This window comes from Rhodococcus sp. I2R (assembly GCF_020889545.1).
Classification (GTDB): Bacteria; Actinomycetota; Actinomycetes; order Mycobacteriales; family Mycobacteriaceae; genus Rhodococcoides.
The window spans coordinates 128,113-149,317 of record NZ_JAHUTG010000007.1 but is presented as its reverse complement, the minus strand read 5'-3'; the positions used below and the strand labels follow the sequence as shown (position 1 = coordinate 149,317).

Below are 21,205 nucleotides of genomic sequence, written 5' to 3'. Positions count from 1 at the left end.
GACTGGGGGCTTCAGCCGATATTCAGTTGCGCGAGGCGTAGCTTGCGGCACAGCGCGGTCAGTGTGGTCATCTCGTCCTCGGTCAGTGCATCGCCGACGTATCGCCGGATTCGCTCAGCATGCTTGCGTCCGATCGTTCGCTGAACGGCGAGGCCGGCATCGGTGAGCGCAACCAGGGTGCCGCGCTTGTCCGTCGGGTCCGGCTGCCGGACGAGAAAACCGAGTTCGACGAGCCTGTCGCACAGTCTGCTCAACGAGGATTGGCTGAGCAGGATCTCGTCGTTGAGGTCGTGCAGGCGCAGCTTGTTTTTCGGGCATCTGCTCAGGGTGAACAGCACATCGTATTCGCGGACGCTGATCGGGTCCCAGATGTCGTCCGAGGCGAAGCGTCGCATGAGCGTGACCTGGGAGCGGAACAAGGACTCCCAGGCGTCGACGGCGAGTTCGGTGCGCGAGCGCATCTGGTCGGATGCCACCTGCTCAGATAGCAAGGGCTGCGTTCTTCTCGGCGAGCAGGCTCGCGTGTGTGGGTGGGTTCTCCGGCACACCGTCCGGACGGCGAGCAGCGAACTCGGCGCGCAGCACCGGCACCACCTCTTCGCCGAGCAGGTCGAGCTGCTCGAGCACCGTCTTCAACGGCAGCCCGGCGTGGTCCATGAGAAACAGCTGACGCTGGTAGTCGCCGAAGAAGTCGGCGAAGGCGAGCGTCTTCTCGATGACCTGCTGTGGGGAACCGACTGTCAGCGGCGTTTGATCCGTGAACTCCTCCATCGTCGGTCCGTGACCATAGACAGGGGCGTTGTCGAAGTACGGGCGGAATTCAGCGACCGCGTCCTGGCTGTTCTTGCGCATGAACACCTGACCGCCGAGGCCGACGATCGCCTGGTCGGCGCGGCCGTGTCCGTAGTGTTCGTAACGTTCTCGGTACAGGTTGATCAGTGCCGCGTAGTGCTCCTTCGGCCAGAAGATGTTGTTCGCGAAGAATCCGTCGCCGTGGTACGCGGCGATTTCCGCGATCTGCGGGCTGCGGATCGAGCCGTGCCACACGAACGGCGGTATGTCGTCGAGTGGGCGGGGTGTAGAGGTGAAGTTGTCGAGTGGGGTGCGGAAGTCGCCCTTCCATGTCACCACGTCCTCGGTCCACAGGCGCCGGAGGAGTTGGTAGTTCTCCAGTGCCAGCGGGATGCCCTGACGAATGTCCTGGCCGAACCACGGGTAGACCGGTGCGGTGTTGCCGCGGCCCATGATGAGGTCGACGCGACCATTCGACAGGTGCTGAAGCATCGCGTAGTCCTCGGCGATCTTCACCGGGTCGTTGGTGGTGATGAGCGTCGTGGATGTCGAGAGGATCAGTTTCTCGGTCCGGGCAGCGATATATCCCAGCATCGTTGTCGGTGACGACGGGACGAACGGTGGGTTGTGGTGCTCTCCGGTGGCAAAGACGTCGAGGCCGACATCCTCGGCGTGCTGTGCGATGGTGACCATCGCTTTGATGCGCTCGTGTTCGCTGGGAGCACGACCTGTGGTCGGATCGACCGTTACATCTCCGACGGTGAATACTCCGAACTGCATGGTCCGCTCCTGAGCTCGTTCTCGACATGTTCATGCGTTTGCATCGACTTTTGGCTCAACAGGGGCCGTCTCGCCAATATTCCTCGGCGCTGTATTCACCGAATCCGGCGTCCAAGAAGATTCTCGAAGTTTCACCCATCCACCCCATCGCCTGTGGCGAATGCAAGATGAGACGCCCGCCGCTGCTGTCGCCCCCGACCGCCGTCAGCTGTGGGCGTCTCCCTATCTCCTGGCGGTCAGCCGGAGCTCAGCGTGCTCAGAGTGCTCAGTCGGCTGAGCATGCGGTCGATATCGATCCCGGTGCATCCCTCGCCGAAGCGGACGAGATCGACGCTCGCGCGAAAGTGCGTCGCCACGCCACCGTCGTACAAGATGTCGACCAGATTGCTGAACCGTTGCACCGACTCGGCATCGGTGTCATGCAGTTTCGGTATGCCGCGAATGGTGAGGCCCTCCGTGAGCGCCAGGTAGTCGCTGCTCGACCGAGGTGCCGTGCACAGTTCCGCGAACGAAATTGCTTCGGTGTCGGTGTTCTCGAGTTCGGTTTCCACTGTCCACGTGCCGGCAGCGAAACCACGCCGCACGGCATGCGCGCTTCTGTAGTCGATCGGGCCGTCGACGCGTATTTCGCGGAGGTGCGCCTTCAGTACCTCGATTGTCGGCTCGAACTTCTCGTGGAACAGCGGGTTGGGGAGAAGGCCGTCGGGTGGATAGTTCGACGTCACAACCAGCGCTGTCCCGCGGGCGAAGAGGGTGTCGAGCATGCGGGCGATGAGTGTGCCGTCGCCGATGTCGTGGACGTGAAACTCGTCGAAGCAGAGCAGTCGACACTCGCCGAGCACCTCGTCGATCGCGTGATCTATCGAGAATCTCTGCCGGAAGTAGGCAGAGTGCAGGTCCGCGAAGAAGTTGTGGAAGTGCACGCGCTTCTTCGCGTCGATGTCTACCCCAGTGAAATAGCGATCCAAGAGCCACGTCTTTCCGCGTCCCACTGGTCCCCACATGTAGACACCCAACGCGTCCGGCTGCGTGAGCAGGTCGACGGCGGCTGTTTGGGCGGCGTCCAGTTCGAAGGAAGCCTCGAAGGCGTGGGGAGTGGCAGCTGGCCTCATGCACTCAGACTCTACAGATGTAGAGTCTGTGGAATGGACCGTAGAGCTGTGATTGCCGACGCAGCCATAGCTGTCGTGGCCGACGAGGGATTGCGCGCACTGACGCACCGCGGCATCGATGCGGCGGCCGGCCTCCCTGCCGGTTCGACGTCGTACTACTTCAGGACTAGAAGCGAGCTCCTGACGGCGATCGTCGACCGCGTCACGGAGTCGTCGAGAGCAGCGTTCGAGCGCGTCACCAGCCGTTCCGATGAGTCAGTATTAGATGAGTCAGTTGTAGAGGTCTCCGTCCAGTACCTTGCACACCTACTGTCCGAGCGCCCGAAGCAACTTCGTGCTCGGCACTCGCTGCTGATCGACGCCGGCATCGGACCCGAAGAGCGTGTGAAGCTCGGACAGTGCCTGTTCTCCCTCGACCGCGCCACCGAACTCTTCGGTGACCGTCTGCTCGCTGCAGGGTTCGTGGCTCTGTGCGAGGGACTGGTGGTGACGGGTCTGGAAGCAGGGACAACGCCAGAGGCCTTGCGAGTTCCGATCGTCACCTATCTGAGGGGCGCCCGGAAGTCCTGAATTGCGATTCGGGCAATCAGCTCATGTCGTAGACGACGCCGGTGAGCTTCTCGCTGGCAACCCACAACTGTTCGGCCAGCGCGGGATCCTTGGCCTTGGCGGAGATCTTGGCTGGTCCCGGCGCACCACGTGACTCAAACAACGCCTTCGGTCCTGTGTAGGAACCGGGTCCGCCGTTCTCGAGCGCATACAGCGTGGGGAGCGCGCCCGCGCGGGCGGACTGCGAGATGAACTTGAGACCGATGGAGGCGCCGATGGATGCGACCTTGGAGCTGCCCAACCCGTCCGGGCTCGTGTACAGCGCGGTCTCGGAGATGCCGGGGTGCGCGGCATTGCTGGTGATCGGGATGCCCGCGCTGTCGAGTCGGCGCTGCAGTTCCAGGGCGAACAGCAGATTGGCAAGTTTGGAGTTGGCGTACATGCGCTGGGGTTGGTACCCCTTCGTCGCCTGTAGATCGTCGAAGTCGAGCTTGGGAGCTTGCTTGTGGGCGACGGAGGAGACCGTGACGACAGTGGCGTTGTCGGCTGCGCGCAGCTTGGGTAGAAGGTGACCGGTGAGCGCGAAGTGACCGAGATGGTTGGTGCCGAACTGTAGCTCGAAGCCGTCCTTGGTCTCAGTTCGCTTGGCGGGCATCATCACGCCGGCGTTGTTGATGAGCGCATCGACCTTCTCGGGCGCGGATTCGGCGAAGTCTCGAACGGATCCGAGGTCGGCCAGGTCGAGATGCGCGGTGTCGACGGTGCCCTGCCGGCCCGAGTCGGCACCACCGGAAGCTGCCGCATCGGCGATCGTGTCCCGGATCTTCTTCGCAGCAGAGTTGGCTTTGTCGAGGTTGCGACAAGCCAATGTCACGTGGTCACCCTGCTTCACCAACTCGAGCGCAGTGAAGTAACCGATTCCGGTGTTTCCGCCGGTGACAAGTACGCGGCGCTGCTTGTTGTCAGACACGGGTCCGAGGGTACCTGCGCGGTTAGAATCTGCCCATGCCTGACGAGGTGTCCGACAATCAGCGCCCCGGCGAGCCCGTGGACCACTTTCCCAAGGGCACAGGTCGACCGGCTTCTGGCGCGTTTGTCGCAGCCGGCTATCACTCGCTGGAGGACCTCGCCGGTGAGTCCGAGGCGAAGTTGGCCGGGCTGCACGGTGTGGGGCCGCGGGCGATCGGCATCGTGAAAGCTGCCCTCGCCGAGCGAGGGCTCGAACTGGCGCCTTGATCTTCGGACAAACTGACCTGTGTGCTCTCAGAATTGCGTGCACTCAGAACGGCGGGGGTCGGAACTTCTCACGCTGGGCCACGATCGCACGGTGTTCGAGAAATCTCTCGCGTAGGTAGGCGGCATCGGCAAGGGCGCGAGCGTCCTCCGGACCCACACGCCCTGCGATATCGCCGAGCGAGGGCGCCCCGCCGACAGTGTCGTTGCGCAGCAGTCGATGCCAGTCTGTGTCGCGGTCGCTCATGTGCGTTTCCCACCAGGTGGGTTCGTAGAGTTCGTCCGAGGGCTCAGCTGTCTTGGCGTCGGTATGGACGTGTTCGTGAACTGCACTGTCGAAGTGGGGTCCTCCGCCGGACTGGGATTTCGCTGGCGACACATGCATCGGCACAGCGGGGTTGTACCGGCCGTTATGGACGAACTCGTCGGGTAACGCAACCGTTCCAAACATCGGCGGGGTGATCCGGTGCAGACCCGAGCTCGAACGCCAGTAGATCGCACTACCTTCGAGTTTCGCGCACGCCCATAGACGAAGCGTCTTCGCGTGGTGGTGGTAACCGCACAACGGTTGGAGATTGTCGAGGACGGTCCACCCACCCGACTGCGGATCCTCGTGATCGAACGGAACGATGTGGTCGATGTCGCACCGAGCTGCGGGCACACTGCACCCCGGGAATGTGCAGGTGCAGTATGTGGCTCGGGTCAACGCCACGAGTTCGGCGCTCGGCCGATAAGTCAGCGCCCCGGGTGGAGGTTCGGCGAAGCCGCCGTGCCCGTCGGGATATCGGCCTCGGGTCAGTGTCGGATCCGACGCGGCCGCCGCCAGGAATTTCGCGATACTTCTCGAGAGCGCAGCTTCCGCACCGAGCGTCGATGCCCCTCTCTTGTGTTCGGGTCGACAAGAAGCCGCTGAACGCGTGGGTAGAGGTGCAGCGGAACGACGGCGACCACGACTGAGAAGGCGCCTCGCGCGGCCCCGCTTCGCGACCCACGGCCGAATAGCGCCATGTCCGGCGCTGGGCTCGTGCTCAGTGTCGTCGGATCCAGTGCTGTTCGGCACCTGAGCTCGGTACTCGTTCATCGCGTCCAGCATCTCGGTGAGCAGACCCTGCCATCGTGCGTCGGTAGCAAGTAGGCGGGCGGTCTCTGGATCCAGCACAGTCCCGTCTGCGAGAGTGGCTGGATTGCTACCGAGCCCGAGAAGGGTCTCGATGTCGATGTGCACTTCCAGCAGGGCTTTACGGCGCGGCGGGTTCAACGCGCCCGCTGCAGCCATCGGGCAAATATCCGATCCGCACGTGCACGTCAGGGACTCTTCTCGATGAAACAGAGCGAGCAGCGCATGACCGCGGAGTTGCTTCTTCGTTCGAGGATCACGCGAGCAGACAGTGCCGGCCATCTCTTCGAGAAGTGCATCGCATTCGGCTCCCTCGAGCATCGACATTTTTGCGACCAGGGTTGCGATGCCGTCGTCACCCCGTCGGATGTCTGCGCAGCGTTCCTCCGTCACTGCCGCCTTCTGCGCGGCAGTGGCTTCAGCTGGATCGTGGGCCATCCACTCTCGCCAAATGCTGCTGGTCAATGCGCGGACGTTGCATCGCAGGGCTGCAGCGAGGACATCCTGTTCGATGGCAGAAACGGTCGAATCGGAAGCGCGGGACAGCGTATTCGCGATGGCTCGAACGCGCGGGTAGTCGATATCGCCCACCGTGAATGCGGCATCTACGGCGGGGAGCCGCCAGGCCAGATGACCCGCCACCGTGATCATCTCGCGAGTAGCGGTACGTGAGAGGGAAAGTGCTACAGCTGCTTCGCATTCGGTGATGTGCCTCGCGCGGGCAGTATCCGGCTGCTCGTCGTCACGAGATGATCCGAGCAGATGGATGTCCATCTCCTCGCCCAGCCGTATTTCGGACAGGCGATGCAGTTCGTGGACCACGGCCGCAGCCGCAACGTTGTCGGCCCGTCGACCATCGGCGAGGCGCGCCAGCGACTCCGAAGCGGCGATGTCCGCCTCGCGTCTGATGTACGTAGAGCCCCCCGGCTGCGTCATGCCACCAACGATACTCGAACAGATGTTCGAATACAACAGTTCGTTGCTACAAAAATTGCTTGTGGCCGCACAAGTGTGACACCACTTCCGGCGACAGTCGGCGCGGACGACGCTGAGTGCATGACCGCAGGAACTGTCGGCGCAGCCTTCGAGCACAAGCGAACTCGCCTGCTGAGCGAGCTCGAACGTCCCGGGCAGCTGATCGAACACATCACGCCGAACTGGTTCGCGTCCGTGATGGGCACCGGCATCGTCGCCAACGCCGCGGCAACCTTGCCGGTGCACTCGGCCGAATTGCGTGCCTTCGCAACGGTCGTCTGGGTACTCGCGTCCTTCGCGCTCCTCGCGCTGACGGTGGCGTTCGCAGCGCATTGGATACTTCACCCTGCGAACGCCCGTCGATACGCCGAGCACCCTGTCGTGTCCCTCTTCTACGGCGCACCACCGATGGCCATGCTGACGGTGGGAGCCGGCACGTTGTTGCTCGGCAAGGACGTCATCGGCGACACTGCGGCCCTGCACATCGCGGCGACCCTGTGGGTGCTGGGCACGATCACCGGGGTGGCGACCTCGGTGTGGATGCCGTACAGAATGCTGCGGCAGGGACGCTCGAACGCATTGCCGGCGTGGCTGATGCCGGTGGTTCCGCCGATGGTGTCCGCCACGGGTGGTGCTCTGTTGCTGCCCTACATCGGAGACGACGGCCTTCGAGTCTGGCTGCTCGCGCTGTGTTACGCACTGTTCGCGCTCAGCCTCGCGCTGGGAGCTGCAGCGATGACGCTGATCTACCGCGATCTGCTGCGCGGGGGCGGACCGGCATTGCAAGCGGCACCGACGGTCTGGATCACGCTCGGGCTGGTAGGGCAATCCATCACCGCGGCCAACCTGCTCGGCGCCGACGCCGGCCTCGTGCTGGGCAGCGCCCATGCGAGCCTCGCACGTGATCTGCACGCGTTCGGAATCGGATATGGACTGTTCGTCGGGGTGCTCGCTATTGGCGCTGTCACGGTCGCCTGCACGGTGACAGCCAAGGCGATGCGCAACGGGCTGAGGTTTTCGCTCACCTGGTGGAGCTTCACCTTCCCGGTTGGCACGTGTGTCACGGGCGCGACCGCACTGGGCGCGGCACTCGGCCTCGGAGCAGTTTCTGCGCTAGCGGTGGTGTTGTATGCGGCGTTGCTTTCTGCTTGGGTCGTGGTTGCCGCACACACCGTGCGAGGATCGATCAGCGGCCGGATATTTCTGCCGTGAGTCGCAGTTGCCGGCGTCGCGAAAGGCAGAGATGCCAGAAGAGCCCAGCACCACCTCTCGCATCACCGAGAGGCTGCGCGCTGCAGGCTGCGTGTACGCCGAGATCGAAGCCGGTCTTCTTCTCGACGCCTTCGCCGGTGAAGAACTCGAGCAGGCCGTAGCGCAGCGCGTCGCCGGTACGCCACTCGAGCAACTTCTCGGGTGGGCCGAGTTCTGTGGCCTCCGCGTTCTCGTCGAACCTGGTGTGTTCGTCCCCCGTCGCCGGACGTCCCTGCTCGTTGCGAAGGCCGTCGAATGTGATCCGCACGTGGTGATCGATATCTGTTGCGGATCGGGTGCAGTCGGTCTCGCGCTCGCACACAGCGTCGCCGACATCGAGGTGCATGCCGCCGACATCGACGCTGCTGCAGCGCGATGTGCGCGTCGCAACCTGGCACCCATCGGTGGCCACGTGTACGAGGGTGATCTCTATTCTCCGCTGCCGCAATCGATTCGTGGCCACGCCGATGTGATCGTCGCCAACGCGCCGTACGTGCCGACCGCCGCGATCAGCTCGATGCCGCCGGAGGCGAGGGACCATGAGCCCAGGGTGGCTCTCGATGGTGGGCCGGATGGACTCGCCCTGCACCGCCGAATCGCCGCGGAGGCGGCCGAGTGGATTGCACCTGGTGGAACCCTGCTGATCGAGACGAGCGTCCGCCAGGCAGATGACACCGCAGCTATCGTCGCCGCACTCGGTTTCGAGCCGACCGTCGTGCACTCGGACGAGTTCGACGCCACGATCGTGTCGGCACGATCGGATCCGTAGAAGCATCAGCCGCCCCGGCCGATTGACCTCGACCTACCTCGAGGTTCTAGCGTTGCGGGCATGAGTATGGAAGTCACCGCCCGGTCCCAGCTGTATCGGACCATGAACGCGTCGACGCAGCAGACGCAGTTCTCCAAGGAGACCGCGCAGCGAATTCTGACATTCGCGCGACCCCATCGGCGCAAACTGGTCGGATTCCTGGTTCTCAGCGTCGTGCTGGCTGCGTTGGCGGTGGCGACGCCGGTGCTGGCGGGGCGGGTGGTCAATGCCATCGTCGACGGTGATCCGTTCGATGTGGTTCTGAGGCTGTCCGCCGCCATCGCAGCGATCGCAGTCGTCGATGCGGCGTTCGGACTGCTGAACCGGTGGCTGTCGTCGAACATCGGTGAGGCACTGATTCTCGACCTGCGCACCGCGGTGTTCGATCACGTGCAAAAGATGCCGATCGCGTTCTTCACCCGTACCCGCACCGGTGCGTTGGTCAGCAGACTCAACAACGACGTGCTCGGCGCCCAACGAGCATTCAGCGACACGCTCTCCGGAGTGGTGAGCAATCTGGTCATGCTCGGGTTGACGCTTGTCGTCATGCTCGGTATCTCGTGGCAGGTCACGCTGCTCGCGTTGTTGCTGCTTCCCATTTTCGTAATCCCGGCTCGCCGTATGGGTCACCGGCTGGCGCGTCTGCAACGCGAAGCGGCCGAACACAATTCGGCCATGAGTACGCAGATGACCGAACGGTTCTCGGCTCCGGGCGCGACCTTGGTCAAACTGTTCGGGCAACCGGATAACGAATCGAGGGAGTTCGCGGTCCGCGCCAGCCGTGTCCGCGACATCGGGGTGCGGGCGGCCATGGTGCAGACCGTATTCGTGACAGCGCTGACGCTGGTGTCGGCTCTGGCTCTCGCAGTGGTGTACGGGCTCGGCGGATTCTATGCTCTCCGAGGGCAACTCGACGCCGGTTCGGTTGTCTCCCTGTCCTTGTTGCTCGCCCGGTTGTACTCACCGCTGACCCAACTCGCCAGTGCACGCGTCGAAGTGATGAGCGCACTCGTCAGTTTCGAGCGGGTCTTCGAGGTCCTCGATCTGGTCCCGCTGATCCAGGACAAGCCAGGCGCCGTGGACGTACCCGACGGCCCGGTTTCGGTCGAGTTGAGAGACGTCCGCTTCGCTTACCCGTCGGCGGACAGGGTTTCGCTCGCATCGCTCGAAGAAGTCACGACTCTGGACACGCGCGGCGGTGAGGAAGTGCTGCACGGGGTGTCGTTCAAGGCCGAGCCCGGCCGCATGGTCGCGCTCGTCGGAACCTCGGGTGCAGGCAAATCGACGATCGCTCAGCTGATCGCGCGGTTGTACGACGTCGACAGCGGCGCTGTTCGGCTGGGTGGAACGGACGTTCGGGACCTCCGGGCCGAGTCCATACGCTCCGCCGTAGGGATGGTGACCCAGGACGGGCATCTGTTCCACGACACAGTGCGGGCCAACATTGTCCTACCCCGGCCCGACGCACGAGACGATGAAGTGTGGGATGCACTTCGACGCGCGCGGCTGCAGGATCTGGTGGAGTCGCTACCCGACGGTCTGGACACCGTCGTCGGAGAGCGCGGTTACCGGCTTTCCGGTGGCGAACGGCAGCGGCTCACCATCGCTAGGTTGCTGATAGCTCGACCCCGAGTGGTCATTCTCGACGAGGCCACTGCCTCGCTGGACTCTACGTCGGAGGCGGCGGTGCAGGCGGCTTTGGCCGAGGCGCTCGCTGGGAAGACGTCGGTGGTGATCGCGCACCGTCTGTCGACGATCCGGGCCGCTGACATCATCCTCGTCGTGGAAGGCGGAACCATCATCGAACGCGGAACGCACGAGGAGCTCCTCGCGGCGGGAGGCCGCTACGAGGAGCTCCATCGGACGCAGTTCGCGTCGGGGACTGTCGAGCCTGCGGAGTGAACTCAGCAGTTGCTCGGTGCGGGGACTCCCTTGAAGCGCGCGTCGATCCAGTCGAGCGCCTGTGGGAGTCCGAGCAGGGCGGCGGTGAGGTGGTCGTTGCTCGGCACGATCAGTCGGGTGACCGGGACGCCCGCCGCGCAGTACCGTGCGATCGTGTTGTCGATAGAGGACACGGGAATGAGCGCGTCCGTGGGGCTGTGCCACTCGAAGTACGGTGCCTTCGGCACGCCGGAATAGAGCTCGACGCTGTTCTCGTTGACGGCGGCGATCATCTCCGGGCTCTCGATCAGAGACAACGATCCGGCTACCTGCATCGCACTCTTCCCGGCGCCAACGGCGAGGATGTCGTTGGTGCAGGCGTCCTGAAGCTCTGTCGCCATCTGTTGGCCCAGCGGGTTGAGCTGCTGACTGATCGGGATGCGGGTCGGGTACTCACGCTCGAGGCCCATCGCGGCCGCGAAGGCGAGCCCGAACGCCGGATGTGGACTGAAACCGAGGTCACGAGCCATGCGCTCGAGGTTCATCGGGGCACCGCCGGTGGCGCTGCCTACGATGTTCAGTTCGGGTGCGTAGTCGTTGTGTAGTGCCGCGGCCCATGCCGTGGCCATACCGCCACCGGAGTAACCGGCGAGCGCGACCGGACTCTCCTGCAGCTGCAGCTGCTCGAAGCGCTGAGTCGCTCGAATGCTGTCCAGGACGATCTGGCCGCCCAGCTTGGCGGCACCGTACGCGCTGTTCGGTCCGAGATGATCGGCGATGGCGATGGTCCACCCACGCTGCAGTGCAACGTTGAGCGCCGGAGCCTCACGGATCACCAGATTTGGGTCCTGCGACCACAGTGCCTGCGACGGTGCGCACTCCAGACCCAGGGCGTTGATGATGTGCTGGTAGGACAGGAGCGGGCCGTTGGGGGCTTTGTCTCTCGGGACCAGCACCGTGTTGACGGCGGCGATGGGCTCGCCTGCGGAGTTGGTCGAGCGGAATCGAAGCTGCCACACATCGGAATCGAAGAAGCCCGGGGGCGGTGGCATCATGCGACTGGAGATGATGTCGCCCGGGTTCGTGGCCTCGAGGTCTGGAACAGGCGCGTAGAACGCGTCCGAGATAGGCGTCGGCTCCAGCGGAAACGCCGTCGCGGGTGCGGCGACCAGCGCCGAACATGCGACCGCTACCGCCGTCAGACATGCCGCCCCGGCCAACTTGGTTAAGCGCATTGCGTCGAACCCCTCCCGCACAAATCGTCGATTTCAGGAAAAAAACCGACACTTCGGATACCCCGCCATGTGACGATATCCGAGATCGAACCCCTCCCGTTACGTCCGTTTCGAAAATGTCCGAATCGCTACGCAAGCCCGACCCTATGGCAACACCGCCCTGCTGACCAGTGGCAGTTGATGCGCAACGCTAAGCTTTGGGATCAATCTCGAGCACCACATCGGCCGGTTGTTTGTCCTCACGTAGCCCGCGCCAACTCGGATGCCTCAGATGCATCGAATCCGTCCATTCGAAGAATCTCACCTCTCCGACGAGCGTCGGCGAGACCCACACGGCGTCGTTGCGGTCGGCAGCGGGGAGTTCTTCGACGAACGGAGAGTCCTCGGTCTCGAGCGGCTCGAGCATCTCTGCCAGGGCGTCCAAGCCGCGGTCGGAGAAGCCTGTGCCCACGCGCCCCAGATAGCGAAGGCCGCCCGGTCCGGGGACGCCGACGAGCAAGGATCCGAGCCCACCGGTACGGCGGCCCCGACCGCGTCGCCAGCCCCCGATGACGATCTCCTGAGTGCGCCAGTTCTTGGTCTTGATCCAGGTGCGTGCTCTTCGGCCGGGCTGATAAATGGAATCGACGCGCTTGGCCACCACGCCCTCCCAGCCACGTTCGACGCTGGCGGCGAGCGCCTCCTCCGCCGAGCCGGTGAGTGCGTCCGGGACGATGACCGAATCGAGTCCTGTGGTGAGGAGTTCGAGCAGTCGGCGCCTGTCGGAGTACTTCTTCTTCAGCAGTGACGTCCCGTCCAAGTGCAGCAGGTCGAACGCGATGAATCGCACGTCTTTGCCTGAACTGCCCTGTAAGAGTTCGAAACTCGTGTTTCCATCGGCGCCGTAGACGACGGCCTCGCCATCGATCACCGCCTCGTGTTCGGCGAGATCATCGGCGAGAGCGGAGAGACCGTGAAAGCGCTCGGTCAGGTCCTTGCCCGAACGTGACGCCAATGCGAACTCGCCATAGGACAATCGCGCGACCACCCGAAAGCCGTCCCACTTGCCCTCGAACGCCCAGTCTCCGTCGGGAAGGTCTCGTATGTCGCCGGCCGTGGCCAGCATCGGCGCAACGCTCTTCGGTAGCTCGCTCTTCGGTAGCTCGCTCTTCGGTAGCTCGCCGGATGCTCCCTGATCCTTCATTCGATGCATCAACCACTGATCACCCTTGGTCCGGACGAGTGCGAACCTGCCCTGGGCTTTCTCGCCGCTCAGCACCACGATCACCTCGTCCTCGCGCCACTTCTCGAGCTCGTAGCTACCCGAGTCCCAGATGCTGACCTCGCCGCCGCCGTATTCCCCCTTGGGGATGCTGCCCTCGAACGTGGCGTATTCCAACGGATGGTCCTCGGTGCGCACCGCGAGCCGGTTCTGGCCGGGGTCGTCCGGAATGTTCTTCGGGACTGCCCACGAGACCAACACTCCGTCGTGTTCGAGCCGGAAGTCGTAGTGCAAACGCCGCGCATGGTGTTCCTGGATGACGAACGTATCGTCCTCACCCCGGGGCCCGGTGGCCACCGGGATCGGCTCCGGAGTCCTGGAGGCGCTGCGCATACTGCGGTACGTCGAGAGCTTGTCGGGTCGATTTTCCATGGGCAGAGGCGGGTCCAGGTCGGCCAGAAGGTCGCCGTGTTCCTCGAAGCGCTCGAGCACATCCTCGAAGCGCAGCTGCGTCAGCCCCGGCGCCTCGAGCTCCTCCCACGATCTCGGTGCAGCGACGGTCGGCGTAGCGCGACCGCGCATCGAATACGGCGCAACCGTCGTCTTCTTTCCGTTGTTCTGCGACCAGTCCACGAAGACGCGGCCGGTGCGTTTGGCCTTGGCCATCGTCGCGGTCACCCGGCTCGGATCGCGTTCTTCGAGCAGCGTCGCAACACGCTTGGCGACGGTGGACGCCCCGGCCGGTGTCAACGGTTTCTCCAGCGGGGGCTTCTCCAGCGGGACATACAGGTGAATACCCTTGCTACCGCTGGTGACGGGAAAGGCCGTGAATCCGATCTCGGCGATCATGTCCCTGATCTCGCAGGCGACCTCCGCGCATCGCGCCAGATCGACATCGTCACCCGGGTCCAGGTCGAAAACCATTCTCGTCGCCGGGCCCGGTGAGTCGCCGTCGAACCGCCACTGCGGGACGTGTGCCTCGATGGATGCCTGTTGGGCCAGCCAGGCCAGGTCTGCCGCCGTCGAGAAGAGGGGATACGTCACCACGCGATCGGAGTGCTGCATTCGCCGTCGATCCAGCCAATCGGGTGCCGAAGCCGCGAGGTTCTTCTCGAAGAACGACGGTTGCTCGACGCCGTTCGGCCACCTCTTGCGTGTCACAGCCCGGCCGGCCAGGTGCGGAAGCATAGCGGGAGCAATGGCGACGTAGTACTCGATCACCTGGCGTTTGGTGGTGCCCGTTTCCGGAAACAACACCTTGTCCAGATTGGTCACCGAGACCTTTCGGCCTGCGATGTCGAGCGTCGCCATCAGCCCAGGTTAGTTGCCGCCGGGGCGCACCGTGCTCCGGTTGTGTCAAGCTCGAAGGTATGGCAACGATCAGCGTCACCGTGCAGATGCCCGAAAATCCACAAGGTGCGTGGGACAAAGCGTCGGCGCTCGATCGCTTTCACGAGTGGATGACCATTCACGGAGGGTGGTGCAGTCCGCCGCCGAAGACCCTCGAAAAGGGCACCGAGGTGCAGTCGCTGGTGAGGGTCAAGGGATTCAAGAACACCATCTCCTGGACGTTCACCGAGTACCAGGAGCCGCAGCTCATCGAGATGGCCGGGCGGGGCAAAGGCGGCGTCAAGATTTCGCTGACCATCAACGTCCGCGAGCACTCCGAGGGCTCCGAGCTCACCCTCGACGCGTACTTCGGCGGCGGCGTTCTCTTCGGACCCGTCGGCAGCGTCGTCGCGCGCACACTGGACAGCGACGTCAAGCAGTCGGTCGCGAATCTCGCGGCGCTGCCCGCGTAGGTCCGGACTGAATCAACCTTCCCCGGCTTCCCGGGTACGCCGCAGCCACCAGAGTCCGGCGATGGGCAGGATGACAGGGATGAACAGGTACCCCTGGCCGAAGTGCGACCACACGGTGGCGTCCGGGAAATCCTGGGGCGCGATGTAGCTGAGCGCCCCGATGGCGAGCACCCCGACGAGTTCGATGATGCAGGAGACCGTCACGACGCGTCGCGAGGCCTCGGTGGCACGGGCGAGCCCGATGGTGGCGATGATGTACACCACCGCTGCCACCGCGGACAGGATGTACGCGAGCGGCGCAACCTCGAATCGGGTTGTCAGCTGCACGATCGACCGCGACGTCGCGGCGACGGCGAACACTGCGTAGACAGCGATGAGAAAGCGACCGAAACCGGTGCGCGTCGCTTGTTGCAGAGTGTCAGGCATATCCGGCCCATATCTGGCTGAGGCGCAGCACCATGGCCGCGAGGGTGGCGATGGCGACGAGCAGGACGGCGGTGCCGCCGCGGGAGCGATCGCCCAGCGACCACCAGGTGCCGATGGGCAGCAGTAACAGCAACCCGATCAGATATGAACCGAATGTGATCCGGTGGATATCGCGATCGCTGGTGAACATCATGACGAACCCGATGATGGCCTGTGCGAGCACGACTGCCTCGGTCGCCGAGATCGTCCAGAACAGGGCTCGGTCCGATCTGTTCTTCAGCAGAACCGGACTGTTTCTGGCGAGCTTGAGCAGAACCCACAGGCCGACGACAAGCGAGAGCGCATACAACAAGCCGGTGACGGCGCCGATCATCGATCCCTCTTACTGAGCGTGCGGACGGTGGGACACCACCCAAGAGTATCGGGGTGACGGCCCCCACAGCCGTGAGGCCTTCGAAACAGGGCGTTATTCCGACCGTGACCAATCGGAAATCGACGAGGCCTGTACTTGTTCCATGGCCGAGGAGGCCTGATCACACTCTTTCGCCGGTGGCCAACGTCAGTCCGCCGACTCCTCCATCGTTTTCACATCACAGGAGCATCCACCAGTGTCAGACATCGACAAGACCATCGCCGAGAACATCGCGAAGTCCCTCGGAGAGATCCCGCACCCGTCGCTCCCCAAGGGCAGCAACATCTACGGTTCCACCAAGATCTTTCCCGACTACAAGGCCGAGAACGGCGAAAGCTACTTCACGTTGGTGCACGGCATCGCCCACGAGTCCTCGGTGAGCTTCGTCGCAGTGCTCCAGGCGACGCGCGCGCTACGCAAGGGTTTCGAGTCCGCGATGTACTTCTACGGCCCCGGCGCAATCAATTGTCTTGCCACTCGGGGCTTTCCGACCACGGGTGACTCGGGTTTCCCCGGCGAGCAGAACATCAACGACTCGCTTGCGACGTTCATCTCCGAAGGTGGCACCGTCTTCTGCTGCCGGTTCGGTCTCGCACTGCACGGCGGACGCGAAGAGGACCTGATCGAGGGTGTGATTCCGGCGCACCCGCTCGACGTGCAGGATGCGCTGATTCACTACGCCCGCAAGGGCGCCATCATCAACTCGACCTACATGGTCTAGGAGAAGAGCCATGTCGGTCAGTACGCGTGTAGACCTGGCGTTGCTCGGAGTCCGCGGAACGCCACCGGTCAACAGAACGGCCGGCGCAGGGCCCAGCGACGACGGGCATATGCGAATCGACGGTCTGGGCGCAGCCATCCCGCGCAATCCGTCGAGTCCGTACGTCCTCGAAGGCGGCCGAGTTCTCCTCGACGGCAACGACATCGGCCTCGATGTCGAGCCCGTGGAACGGCCGCGGTTCTACGACCTCGAAACCGCTGACGGTATCGCCTACGAGAAGATCGCCAAGCTGCACGGATCGAGCGTCCTGGCCACGACTGTGGTGCAGACGTGCATCAGATACGACGCCGATCAGCGGTGCCGGTTCTGCTCGATCGAGGCATCGCTGGAGGCAGGGGACACCATCGCGGTCAAGACGCCGGCGCAGCTGGCCGAGGTCGCCGAGGCCGCGGTCCGGCTCGACGGTGTCACCCAGATGGTGATGACGACGGGGACATCCGCGGCGAAGGACCGAGGCGCCCGGCACCTCGCCCGGTGCGTCCGCGCGATCAAAGCGGTGGTCCCGAATCTACCGATCCAGGTTCAGTGCGAACCTCCCGGTGACCTGGAGACGATCACCGAGCTGTTCGACGCGGGGGCCGAGTCGATCGGGATTCACGTCGAATCGCTCGACGACGATGTTCGGCGGGCCTGGATGCCGGGTAAGGCGTCCGTGCCGCTGACCGAGTACCGCGCAGCGTGGGCGGAAGCGGTGCGGGTGTTCGGACGCAACCAGGTTTCCACCTATCTGCTGGTCGGGCTCGGTGAGGATCCCGACGAATTGGTATCGGGTGCAGTGGAACTGATCGAAATGGGCGTCTATCCCTTCATCGTGCCCTTCCGCCCGCTCGGCGGAACTCTCGCCGTCGAGGTCGACCGGGCAATCGCACCGCCGTCGAGCGTGCTCGAGAATGTCACGCGCCGCGTCGCGAAGGAACTGCAGGCGGCGTCGATGCTCGGCTCCGACCAGAACGCGGGATGCGCGGCCTGCGGAGCCTGCAGTGTCCTGCAGAATGCAGGAGGTTGATTTCGTGTACGCCACGGACCTGGCAGGACTCTCGGGCACAGTCACGACGGTGCAGCCGCAGTTTCTCGTTCAACCCTGTTCGGATGCAGAGCAATTGAACCACTACCGGGCTCTGCGGCGCGATGTCTTCGTCGCCGAACAGGGTCTGTTCGCAGGCACCGACCACGATGATGTCGACGACGACCCGCGCTGCATCGTGCTGACAGCCAACGCTCCCGACGGTACCCTGCTCGGCGGCGTTCGACTCGCTCCCCGTACCGACATCGATCTCGGCTGGTGGGCGGGAAGCCGCCTCGTGGTCTCCGGTGCGGCGCGAACGTCCGGGGTCGGACCCGCCCTGGTCCGCGCGGCATGTGCGTATGCAGAAAGCCAGGGCGTCTTGCGTTTCGATGCCGTGGTGCAGAAGCGGCACGAATCGCTGTTCGCCGCATTGGGGTGGGTCCGGCGCGAGGACGTTCAGGTGGCAGGGGCACCACACGTGTCCATGTGGTGGCCGATCGACCGGATCGACCGGCTGGTCTCATCGACCAAAGCGATGCTGGCTAGCGTGCTGGCGCCGTTGAAGGCTGCACCACTCGGACTCGGTCCGAAAGGCTTTCGCGGCGACGACGGTGTTCCGGTCCCCGGCAGCGATGTCATCGCCGCGTGCGACGCCATCATCCCCTCGATGGTCGACCGCGACCCCGAATGGGCTGGATGGTGTGCCGCACTGGTGAATCTGAACGACCTCTCCGCCATGGGCGCCCACGCCGTCGGCATGCTCGACTCGGTGGGTGCGCCCACCCGATCCAGGCTGACTCGCATCATCAGGGGGCTGGCAGCAGCGTCCACCGCGTGGCAGGTACCGGTGCTGGGTGGTCACACCCAGGTGGGCGTGCCGTCCGCGCTGTCGGTCACGGCGCTGGGCCGCAGTGCCGCACCCATTCGGGCCGGTGGTGCATCCAGTGGTGACCGACTGACTCTCACCGTCGACATCGAAGGTCGTTGGCGCCGAGGCTATCACGGTCAGCAATGGGACTCGTCCTCGCGGCGCAACTCCGCAGAACTCACCACGATGGCATCGTTCGTTGCTCGCACTGCACCTCGGGCGGCGAAGGATGTCAGCATGGCAGGTTTGGCCGGGACGGTCGGAATGTTGGCCGAGGCCTGCGGAACCGGGGCCGTTCTCGACGTGGCATCCATACCGAAGCCCGACTGCGCATCCATGGGTGAATGGGTCACATGCTTTCCCGGGTTCGCGATGATCACCGCGGACCGTCCCGGCGCCCCACTCGCCGCGTCGGGACCAGCAGTATCCGCAGCATGCGGAGAACTCACCGACCATCCGGGCGTCGCACTGCGATGGCCCGACGGAATCACCACTCGCGCGGTCACGTCCACCGTGACCGGATTGGGAGAAGCATGAACGACGTGACCATCTCCGTGGCCGCAGCCGAGTTCGGCCGCGACATGGAACAGGGCTACCGCACCATAGCCGCACTGCTCGAGGAATCACGCAATCGAGGAAGCCAACTGCTCGTGCTCCCGGAGGCCTGCCTCGGCGGATACCTCCCCAGCCTCGGCGGCGGAGACGAATCCGAACCCGCGCGTCGGCGCCGGCTCGAAAGCCTGCCGCCTGCACTCGAACTCGACGGCCCCGAGCTGAAGCGCGTCGCCGACATGGCCGGTGACATGGTTGTGACGCTGGGGTTCTGTGAGAAGGCCGGTGATACGCGGTACAACGCTGCCGTAACGCTCCACGGCGACGGCATCCTCGGCTCGTACCGGAAGGTGCACCAGCCGCTCGGAGAAAACCTCTGCTACGACGCCGGTGACAGCTACGCAGCATTCGACACTCCGGTCGGACGAATGGGTATGCAGATCTGCTACGACAAGGGATTCCCCGAGGCTGCACGAGAACTCGCCCTCGACGGTGCAGAGATCATCACCTCCATCTCGGCGTGGCCGACCGCCCGCACGGCCACGGTGTCCAATATGGAGGACGACCGTTGGAAGCAACGGTTCGACATCTACGACCGAGCCCGCGCGCTGGAGAACCAGGTGATCTGGGTGGCCGCGAACCAGGCCGGCACCTTCGGCTCGTTGCGGTTCGTGTGCAGCGCGAAGATCGTCGGACCGGGTGGCGAGATTCTCGCGGGAACCGGAGTCGAACCCGGGCTCGCCACGGCGACCGTAGACGTGGCCGAACTCATCGGTGCCGCTCGCGGCGGCGGTATGTACAACCTGCGCGACCGTCGGCCATCGGTGTACCGCACCATCACGAAGGAGCCGGCCCATGCCTGAGATGAAGTTCGTCGTTCAGTGGCCCGATGGTCGCGAGCAGTCCTGCTACTCCCCGTCGCTGGTGATGCACGACTATCTCGAACCGGGAGCCGAGTACACCGTGGAAGACTTTCTCGCACGCGCCTCCACAGCGCTGACCGTGGCCAGTGACCGAGTGCTGGAGAAGTTCGGAATGCGTTGCACGTCAGCAGCGCAACAAATGGAAGAGATCGCCGCTACCGGCGCCGCCTTCCGCACCGGCGCAGTCCGGGTAGTGAGCATGTCGGGAGCTGAACTGTTATGACCGCCAATCACACCGTCATCGTGATCGGGGGCGGACAAGCGGGCCTGTCGATCAGTTGGCACCTCACTCAGCGCGGAGTCGAACACGTTGTGTTGGAACGTGACACGATTGCACACGAGTGGAAGGACTCTCGCTGGGACAACTTCACCCTGGTCACCCCGAACTGGCAGTGCTCGCTTCCGGGCTTTTCCTACGACGGCGACGACCCGGACGGGTTCATGAAACGCGACGAGGTCTACGAGTTCGTGTTGCGGTATGCGCAGAGCTTCGATGCGCCCGTGCGGGAGCATGTTTCGGTGCTCGCTGCTCGCCGCGGGCAACCCCGATTCGGCGATCCCGACGAGGCAGCTGGATTCGATCTCGACACGACCGCCGGGCCGATGCACGCCGAACACATCGTGGTGGCGATCGGGGGATATCACATTCCGACCATTCCTCGCTTCGCGGAGAAACTACCGCCGAGCATCACGCAGATCCACTCCTCGCAATACCGCGGTTCGCACCAGTTTCCGGATGGTGACGTGCTGGTGGTCGGCACCGGCCAATCCGGCGCACAGATCGCCGAGGACTTGCACGTGGATGGTCGAGGAGTGCACCTGGTTGCGGGAACTGCGCCGCGCGTGGCGCGGTTCTACCGTGGCCGTGACTGTGTCGCCTGGTTGCACGACATGGGGACCTATGATGTTCCCATCGAAAACCAACCCGGTGGCGTCGGCAAACGCGAGAACACCAACCACTACGTGACCGGTCGCGACGGTGGCCGAGACATCGACCTGCGCGCGTTCGCCACCGAGGGGATGCGCCTGTACGGGCGCCTGATGGGCGTCGACGACGGTACGTTGCGGTTCGCGCCGACTCTCGAAGCTTCCCTCGACTCGGCCGATGCCGTCGCGGAGTCGATCAAGGACAGCATCGACGCCTACATCGAACGCGAAGGTATCTCGGCACCTACCGAAGCGCGCTACGTTCCGGTGTGGCGGCCCGAGACGGAAACCACCGAACTCGATCTCGCCGACGCCGGAATCACCGCGGTGGTGTGGTCGGTCGGCTTCCGGACCGACTACTCGTGGCTCGAGGTCGGAGCCTTCGACGGCCAGGGACACCCGACGCACAATCGTGGTGTGACAGCGGTGCCCGGCCTGTACTTCCTGGGCTTGCCCTGGCAACACACCTGGGGTTCGGGGCGTTTCGCGTCCGTTGCCCGGGACGCGGAGTTCTTGGCCGATGCCATCGGGCTCGAGATCAGTGCGGCGCAGCCGGAAAGGTCTACGGTATAGG

The 21,205-nt window shown here is 64.2% G+C and carries 21 protein-coding genes; 12 read left to right on the top strand and 9 right to left on the bottom strand.

The window, feature by feature from the left end:
* Positions 1 to 11: 11 nt before the first annotated feature.
* The 3 genes from KVY23_RS09325 to zapE form a co-directional block, all read right to left on the bottom strand.
* On the bottom strand, positions 12 to 476 hold the full coding sequence (locus KVY23_RS09325) for a MarR family winged helix-turn-helix transcriptional regulator (RefSeq protein WP_230556181.1): 465 nt from the start codon (positions 474 to 476) through the stop codon (positions 12 to 14).
* A 4-nt stretch (positions 477 to 480) separates the two neighbouring features.
* Complete coding sequence (locus KVY23_RS09320) at positions 481 to 1,572, bottom strand: LLM class flavin-dependent oxidoreductase (protein ID WP_075837849.1); 1,092 nt, start codon at positions 1,570 to 1,572, stop codon at positions 481 to 483.
* Positions 1,573 to 1,808: 236 nt separating this feature from the next.
* Entirely contained in the window at positions 1,809 to 2,684 is an 876-nt protein-coding gene (gene zapE, locus KVY23_RS09315) for a cell division protein ZapE (protein WP_230556180.1), read from the bottom strand.
* 33 nt (positions 2,685 to 2,717) lie between these two features.
* On the opposite strand from zapE, the gene KVY23_RS09310 reads away from it, so the two are divergent.
* Positions 2,718 to 3,254 carry a TetR/AcrR family transcriptional regulator gene (locus KVY23_RS09310; protein WP_230556179.1) on the top strand — a complete coding sequence of 179 codons (537 nt, stop codon included), beginning with the start codon at positions 2,718 to 2,720 and terminating at the stop codon, positions 3,252 to 3,254.
* Positions 3,255 to 3,270: 16 nt separating this feature from the next.
* Here KVY23_RS09310 and KVY23_RS09305 read toward each other — a convergent pair whose 3' ends face one another.
* Positions 3,271 to 4,203, bottom strand: coding sequence for an oxidoreductase (locus KVY23_RS09305; RefSeq protein WP_230556178.1), 933 nt, complete (start codon positions 4,201 to 4,203; stop codon positions 3,271 to 3,273).
* 35 nt (positions 4,204 to 4,238) lie between these two features.
* Between KVY23_RS09305 and KVY23_RS09300 the strand changes: the two genes are divergently transcribed.
* Entirely contained in the window at positions 4,239 to 4,469 is a 231-nt protein-coding gene (locus tag KVY23_RS09300) for a DNA-binding protein (protein ID WP_230556177.1), read from the top strand.
* A 43-nt stretch (positions 4,470 to 4,512) separates the two neighbouring features.
* Here the strand turns inward: KVY23_RS09300 and KVY23_RS09295 are convergent, their stop codons facing one another.
* A complete protein-coding gene (locus KVY23_RS09295; protein WP_230556176.1) occupies positions 4,513 to 6,519 on the bottom strand; it encodes an HNH endonuclease signature motif containing protein in 2,007 nt (668 codons plus the stop codon).
* A gap of 120 nt (positions 6,520 to 6,639) precedes the next feature.
* Here KVY23_RS09295 and KVY23_RS09290 point away from each other — a divergent pair, with 120 nt between their 5' ends.
* From KVY23_RS09290 to KVY23_RS09280, 3 genes are read left to right on the top strand one after another with little or no spacing between them, the layout of a single operon-like run.
* Positions 6,640 to 7,770, top strand: a complete 1,131-nt coding sequence (locus KVY23_RS09290) for a TDT family transporter (protein WP_230556175.1) — start codon at positions 6,640 to 6,642, stop codon at positions 7,768 to 7,770.
* 31 nt (positions 7,771 to 7,801) lie between these two features.
* Complete coding sequence (locus KVY23_RS09285) at positions 7,802 to 8,578, top strand: putative protein N(5)-glutamine methyltransferase (protein ID WP_230556174.1); 777 nt, start codon at positions 7,802 to 7,804, stop codon at positions 8,576 to 8,578.
* A gap of 60 nt (positions 8,579 to 8,638) precedes the next feature.
* A complete protein-coding gene (locus tag KVY23_RS09280) occupies positions 8,639 to 10,519 on the top strand; it encodes an ABC transporter ATP-binding protein (RefSeq protein ID WP_230556173.1) in 1,881 nt (626 codons plus the stop codon).
* A gap of 2 nt (positions 10,520 to 10,521) precedes the next feature.
* Here KVY23_RS09280 and KVY23_RS09275 read toward each other — a convergent pair whose 3' ends face one another.
* The gene (locus KVY23_RS09275) at positions 10,522 to 11,733 is read right to left on the bottom strand and encodes a lipase family protein (RefSeq protein WP_206508687.1); all 1,212 of its coding nucleotides are present in this window, start codon (positions 11,731 to 11,733) and stop codon (positions 10,522 to 10,524) included.
* A gap of 190 nt (positions 11,734 to 11,923) precedes the next feature.
* Positions 11,924 to 14,245, bottom strand: a complete 2,322-nt coding sequence (locus KVY23_RS09270) for an ATP-dependent DNA ligase (RefSeq protein WP_230556172.1) — start codon at positions 14,243 to 14,245, stop codon at positions 11,924 to 11,926.
* Between the two features lie 59 nt (positions 14,246 to 14,304).
* Between KVY23_RS09270 and KVY23_RS09265 the strand changes: the two genes are divergently transcribed.
* Positions 14,305 to 14,736 (top strand): SRPBCC family protein, encoded by a 432-nt coding sequence (locus tag KVY23_RS09265; RefSeq protein WP_075837843.1) that lies wholly within the window; start codon positions 14,305 to 14,307, stop codon positions 14,734 to 14,736.
* A 12-nt stretch (positions 14,737 to 14,748) separates the two neighbouring features.
* Here the strand turns inward: KVY23_RS09265 and KVY23_RS09260 are convergent, their stop codons facing one another.
* Both KVY23_RS09260 and KVY23_RS09255 read right to left on the bottom strand, forming a co-directional pair.
* Positions 14,749 to 15,162 (bottom strand): hypothetical protein, encoded by a 414-nt coding sequence (locus tag KVY23_RS09260; RefSeq protein WP_075837842.1) that lies wholly within the window; start codon positions 15,160 to 15,162, stop codon positions 14,749 to 14,751.
* Positions 15,155 to 15,535, bottom strand: a complete 381-nt coding sequence (locus KVY23_RS09255) for a hypothetical protein (protein WP_075837841.1) — start codon at positions 15,533 to 15,535, stop codon at positions 15,155 to 15,157. The genes KVY23_RS09260 and KVY23_RS09255 overlap by 8 nt, the downstream gene beginning before the upstream one ends.
* Positions 15,536 to 15,770: 235 nt before the next feature.
* On the opposite strand from KVY23_RS09255, the gene KVY23_RS09250 reads away from it, so the two are divergent.
* From KVY23_RS09250 to KVY23_RS09225, 6 genes are read left to right on the top strand one after another with little or no spacing between them, the layout of a single operon-like run.
* Entirely contained in the window at positions 15,771 to 16,295 is a 525-nt protein-coding gene (locus tag KVY23_RS09250) for an MSMEG_0572/Sll0783 family nitrogen starvation response protein (RefSeq protein ID WP_075837840.1), read from the top strand.
* Positions 16,296 to 16,305: 10 nt separating this feature from the next.
* Positions 16,306 to 17,361, top strand: coding sequence for an MSMEG_0568 family radical SAM protein (locus tag KVY23_RS09245; RefSeq protein ID WP_230556171.1), 1,056 nt, complete (start codon positions 16,306 to 16,308; stop codon positions 17,359 to 17,361).
* Positions 17,348 to 18,766 carry an MSMEG_0567/sll0787 family protein gene (locus KVY23_RS09240; RefSeq protein ID WP_230556170.1) on the top strand — a complete coding sequence of 473 codons (1,419 nt, stop codon included), beginning with the start codon at positions 17,348 to 17,350 and terminating at the stop codon, positions 18,764 to 18,766. The genes KVY23_RS09245 and KVY23_RS09240 overlap by 14 nt, the downstream gene beginning before the upstream one ends.
* On the top strand, positions 18,763 to 19,644 hold the full coding sequence (locus KVY23_RS09235) for a carbon-nitrogen hydrolase family protein (RefSeq protein ID WP_230556169.1): 882 nt from the start codon (positions 18,763 to 18,765) through the stop codon (positions 19,642 to 19,644). The genes KVY23_RS09240 and KVY23_RS09235 overlap by 4 nt, the downstream gene beginning before the upstream one ends.
* Positions 19,637 to 19,927, top strand: coding sequence for an MSMEG_0570 family nitrogen starvation response protein (locus KVY23_RS09230; RefSeq protein ID WP_230556168.1), 291 nt, complete (start codon positions 19,637 to 19,639; stop codon positions 19,925 to 19,927). Before KVY23_RS09235 ends, KVY23_RS09230 begins: the two co-directional genes overlap by 8 nt.
* The gene (locus KVY23_RS09225) at positions 19,924 to 21,204 is read left to right on the top strand and encodes an MSMEG_0569 family flavin-dependent oxidoreductase (RefSeq protein ID WP_230556167.1); all 1,281 of its coding nucleotides are present in this window, start codon (positions 19,924 to 19,926) and stop codon (positions 21,202 to 21,204) included. Before KVY23_RS09230 ends, KVY23_RS09225 begins: the two co-directional genes overlap by 4 nt.
* The last annotated feature ends 1 nt before the right edge of the window (position 21,205 follow it).

Excerpts from the sequence above, each read along its gene's own strand:
- KVY23_RS09320 (WP_075837849.1), bottom strand. The coding sequence starts at position 1,572 with ATGCAGTTCGGAGTATTCACCGTCGGAGATGTAACGGTCGATCCGACC.
- zapE (WP_230556180.1), bottom strand. The coding sequence starts at position 2,684 with ATGAGGCCAGCTGCCACTCCCCACGCCTTCGAGGCTTCCTTCGAACTG.
- KVY23_RS09310 (WP_230556179.1), top strand. The coding sequence starts at position 2,718 with ATGGACCGTAGAGCTGTGATTGCCGACGCAGCCATAGCTGTCGTGGCC.
- KVY23_RS09300 (WP_230556177.1), top strand. The coding sequence starts at position 4,239 with ATGCCTGACGAGGTGTCCGACAATCAGCGCCCCGGCGAGCCCGTGGAC.
- KVY23_RS09295 (WP_230556176.1), bottom strand. The coding sequence starts at position 6,519 with ATGACGCAGCCGGGGGGCTCTACGTACATCAGACGCGAGGCGGACATC.
- KVY23_RS09290 (WP_230556175.1), top strand. The coding sequence starts at position 6,640 with ATGACCGCAGGAACTGTCGGCGCAGCCTTCGAGCACAAGCGAACTCGC.
- KVY23_RS09285 (WP_230556174.1), top strand. The coding sequence starts at position 7,802 with ATGCCAGAAGAGCCCAGCACCACCTCTCGCATCACCGAGAGGCTGCGC.
- KVY23_RS09280 (WP_230556173.1), top strand. The coding sequence starts at position 8,639 with ATGAGTATGGAAGTCACCGCCCGGTCCCAGCTGTATCGGACCATGAAC.
- KVY23_RS09275 (WP_206508687.1), bottom strand. The coding sequence starts at position 11,733 with ATGCGCTTAACCAAGTTGGCCGGGGCGGCATGTCTGACGGCGGTAGCG.
- KVY23_RS09270 (WP_230556172.1), bottom strand. The coding sequence starts at position 14,245 with ATGGCGACGCTCGACATCGCAGGCCGAAAGGTCTCGGTGACCAATCTG.
- KVY23_RS09265 (WP_075837843.1), top strand. The coding sequence starts at position 14,305 with ATGGCAACGATCAGCGTCACCGTGCAGATGCCCGAAAATCCACAAGGT.
- KVY23_RS09260 (WP_075837842.1), bottom strand. The coding sequence starts at position 15,162 with ATGCCTGACACTCTGCAACAAGCGACGCGCACCGGTTTCGGTCGCTTT.
- KVY23_RS09255 (WP_075837841.1), bottom strand. The coding sequence starts at position 15,535 with ATGATCGGCGCCGTCACCGGCTTGTTGTATGCGCTCTCGCTTGTCGTC.
- KVY23_RS09245 (WP_230556171.1), top strand. The coding sequence starts at position 16,306 with ATGTCGGTCAGTACGCGTGTAGACCTGGCGTTGCTCGGAGTCCGCGGA.
- KVY23_RS09240 (WP_230556170.1), top strand. The coding sequence starts at position 17,348 with ATGCAGGAGGTTGATTTCGTGTACGCCACGGACCTGGCAGGACTCTCG.
- KVY23_RS09235 (WP_230556169.1), top strand. The coding sequence starts at position 18,763 with ATGAACGACGTGACCATCTCCGTGGCCGCAGCCGAGTTCGGCCGCGAC.
- KVY23_RS09230 (WP_230556168.1), top strand. The coding sequence starts at position 19,637 with ATGCCTGAGATGAAGTTCGTCGTTCAGTGGCCCGATGGTCGCGAGCAG.
- KVY23_RS09225 (WP_230556167.1), top strand. The coding sequence starts at position 19,924 with ATGACCGCCAATCACACCGTCATCGTGATCGGGGGCGGACAAGCGGGC.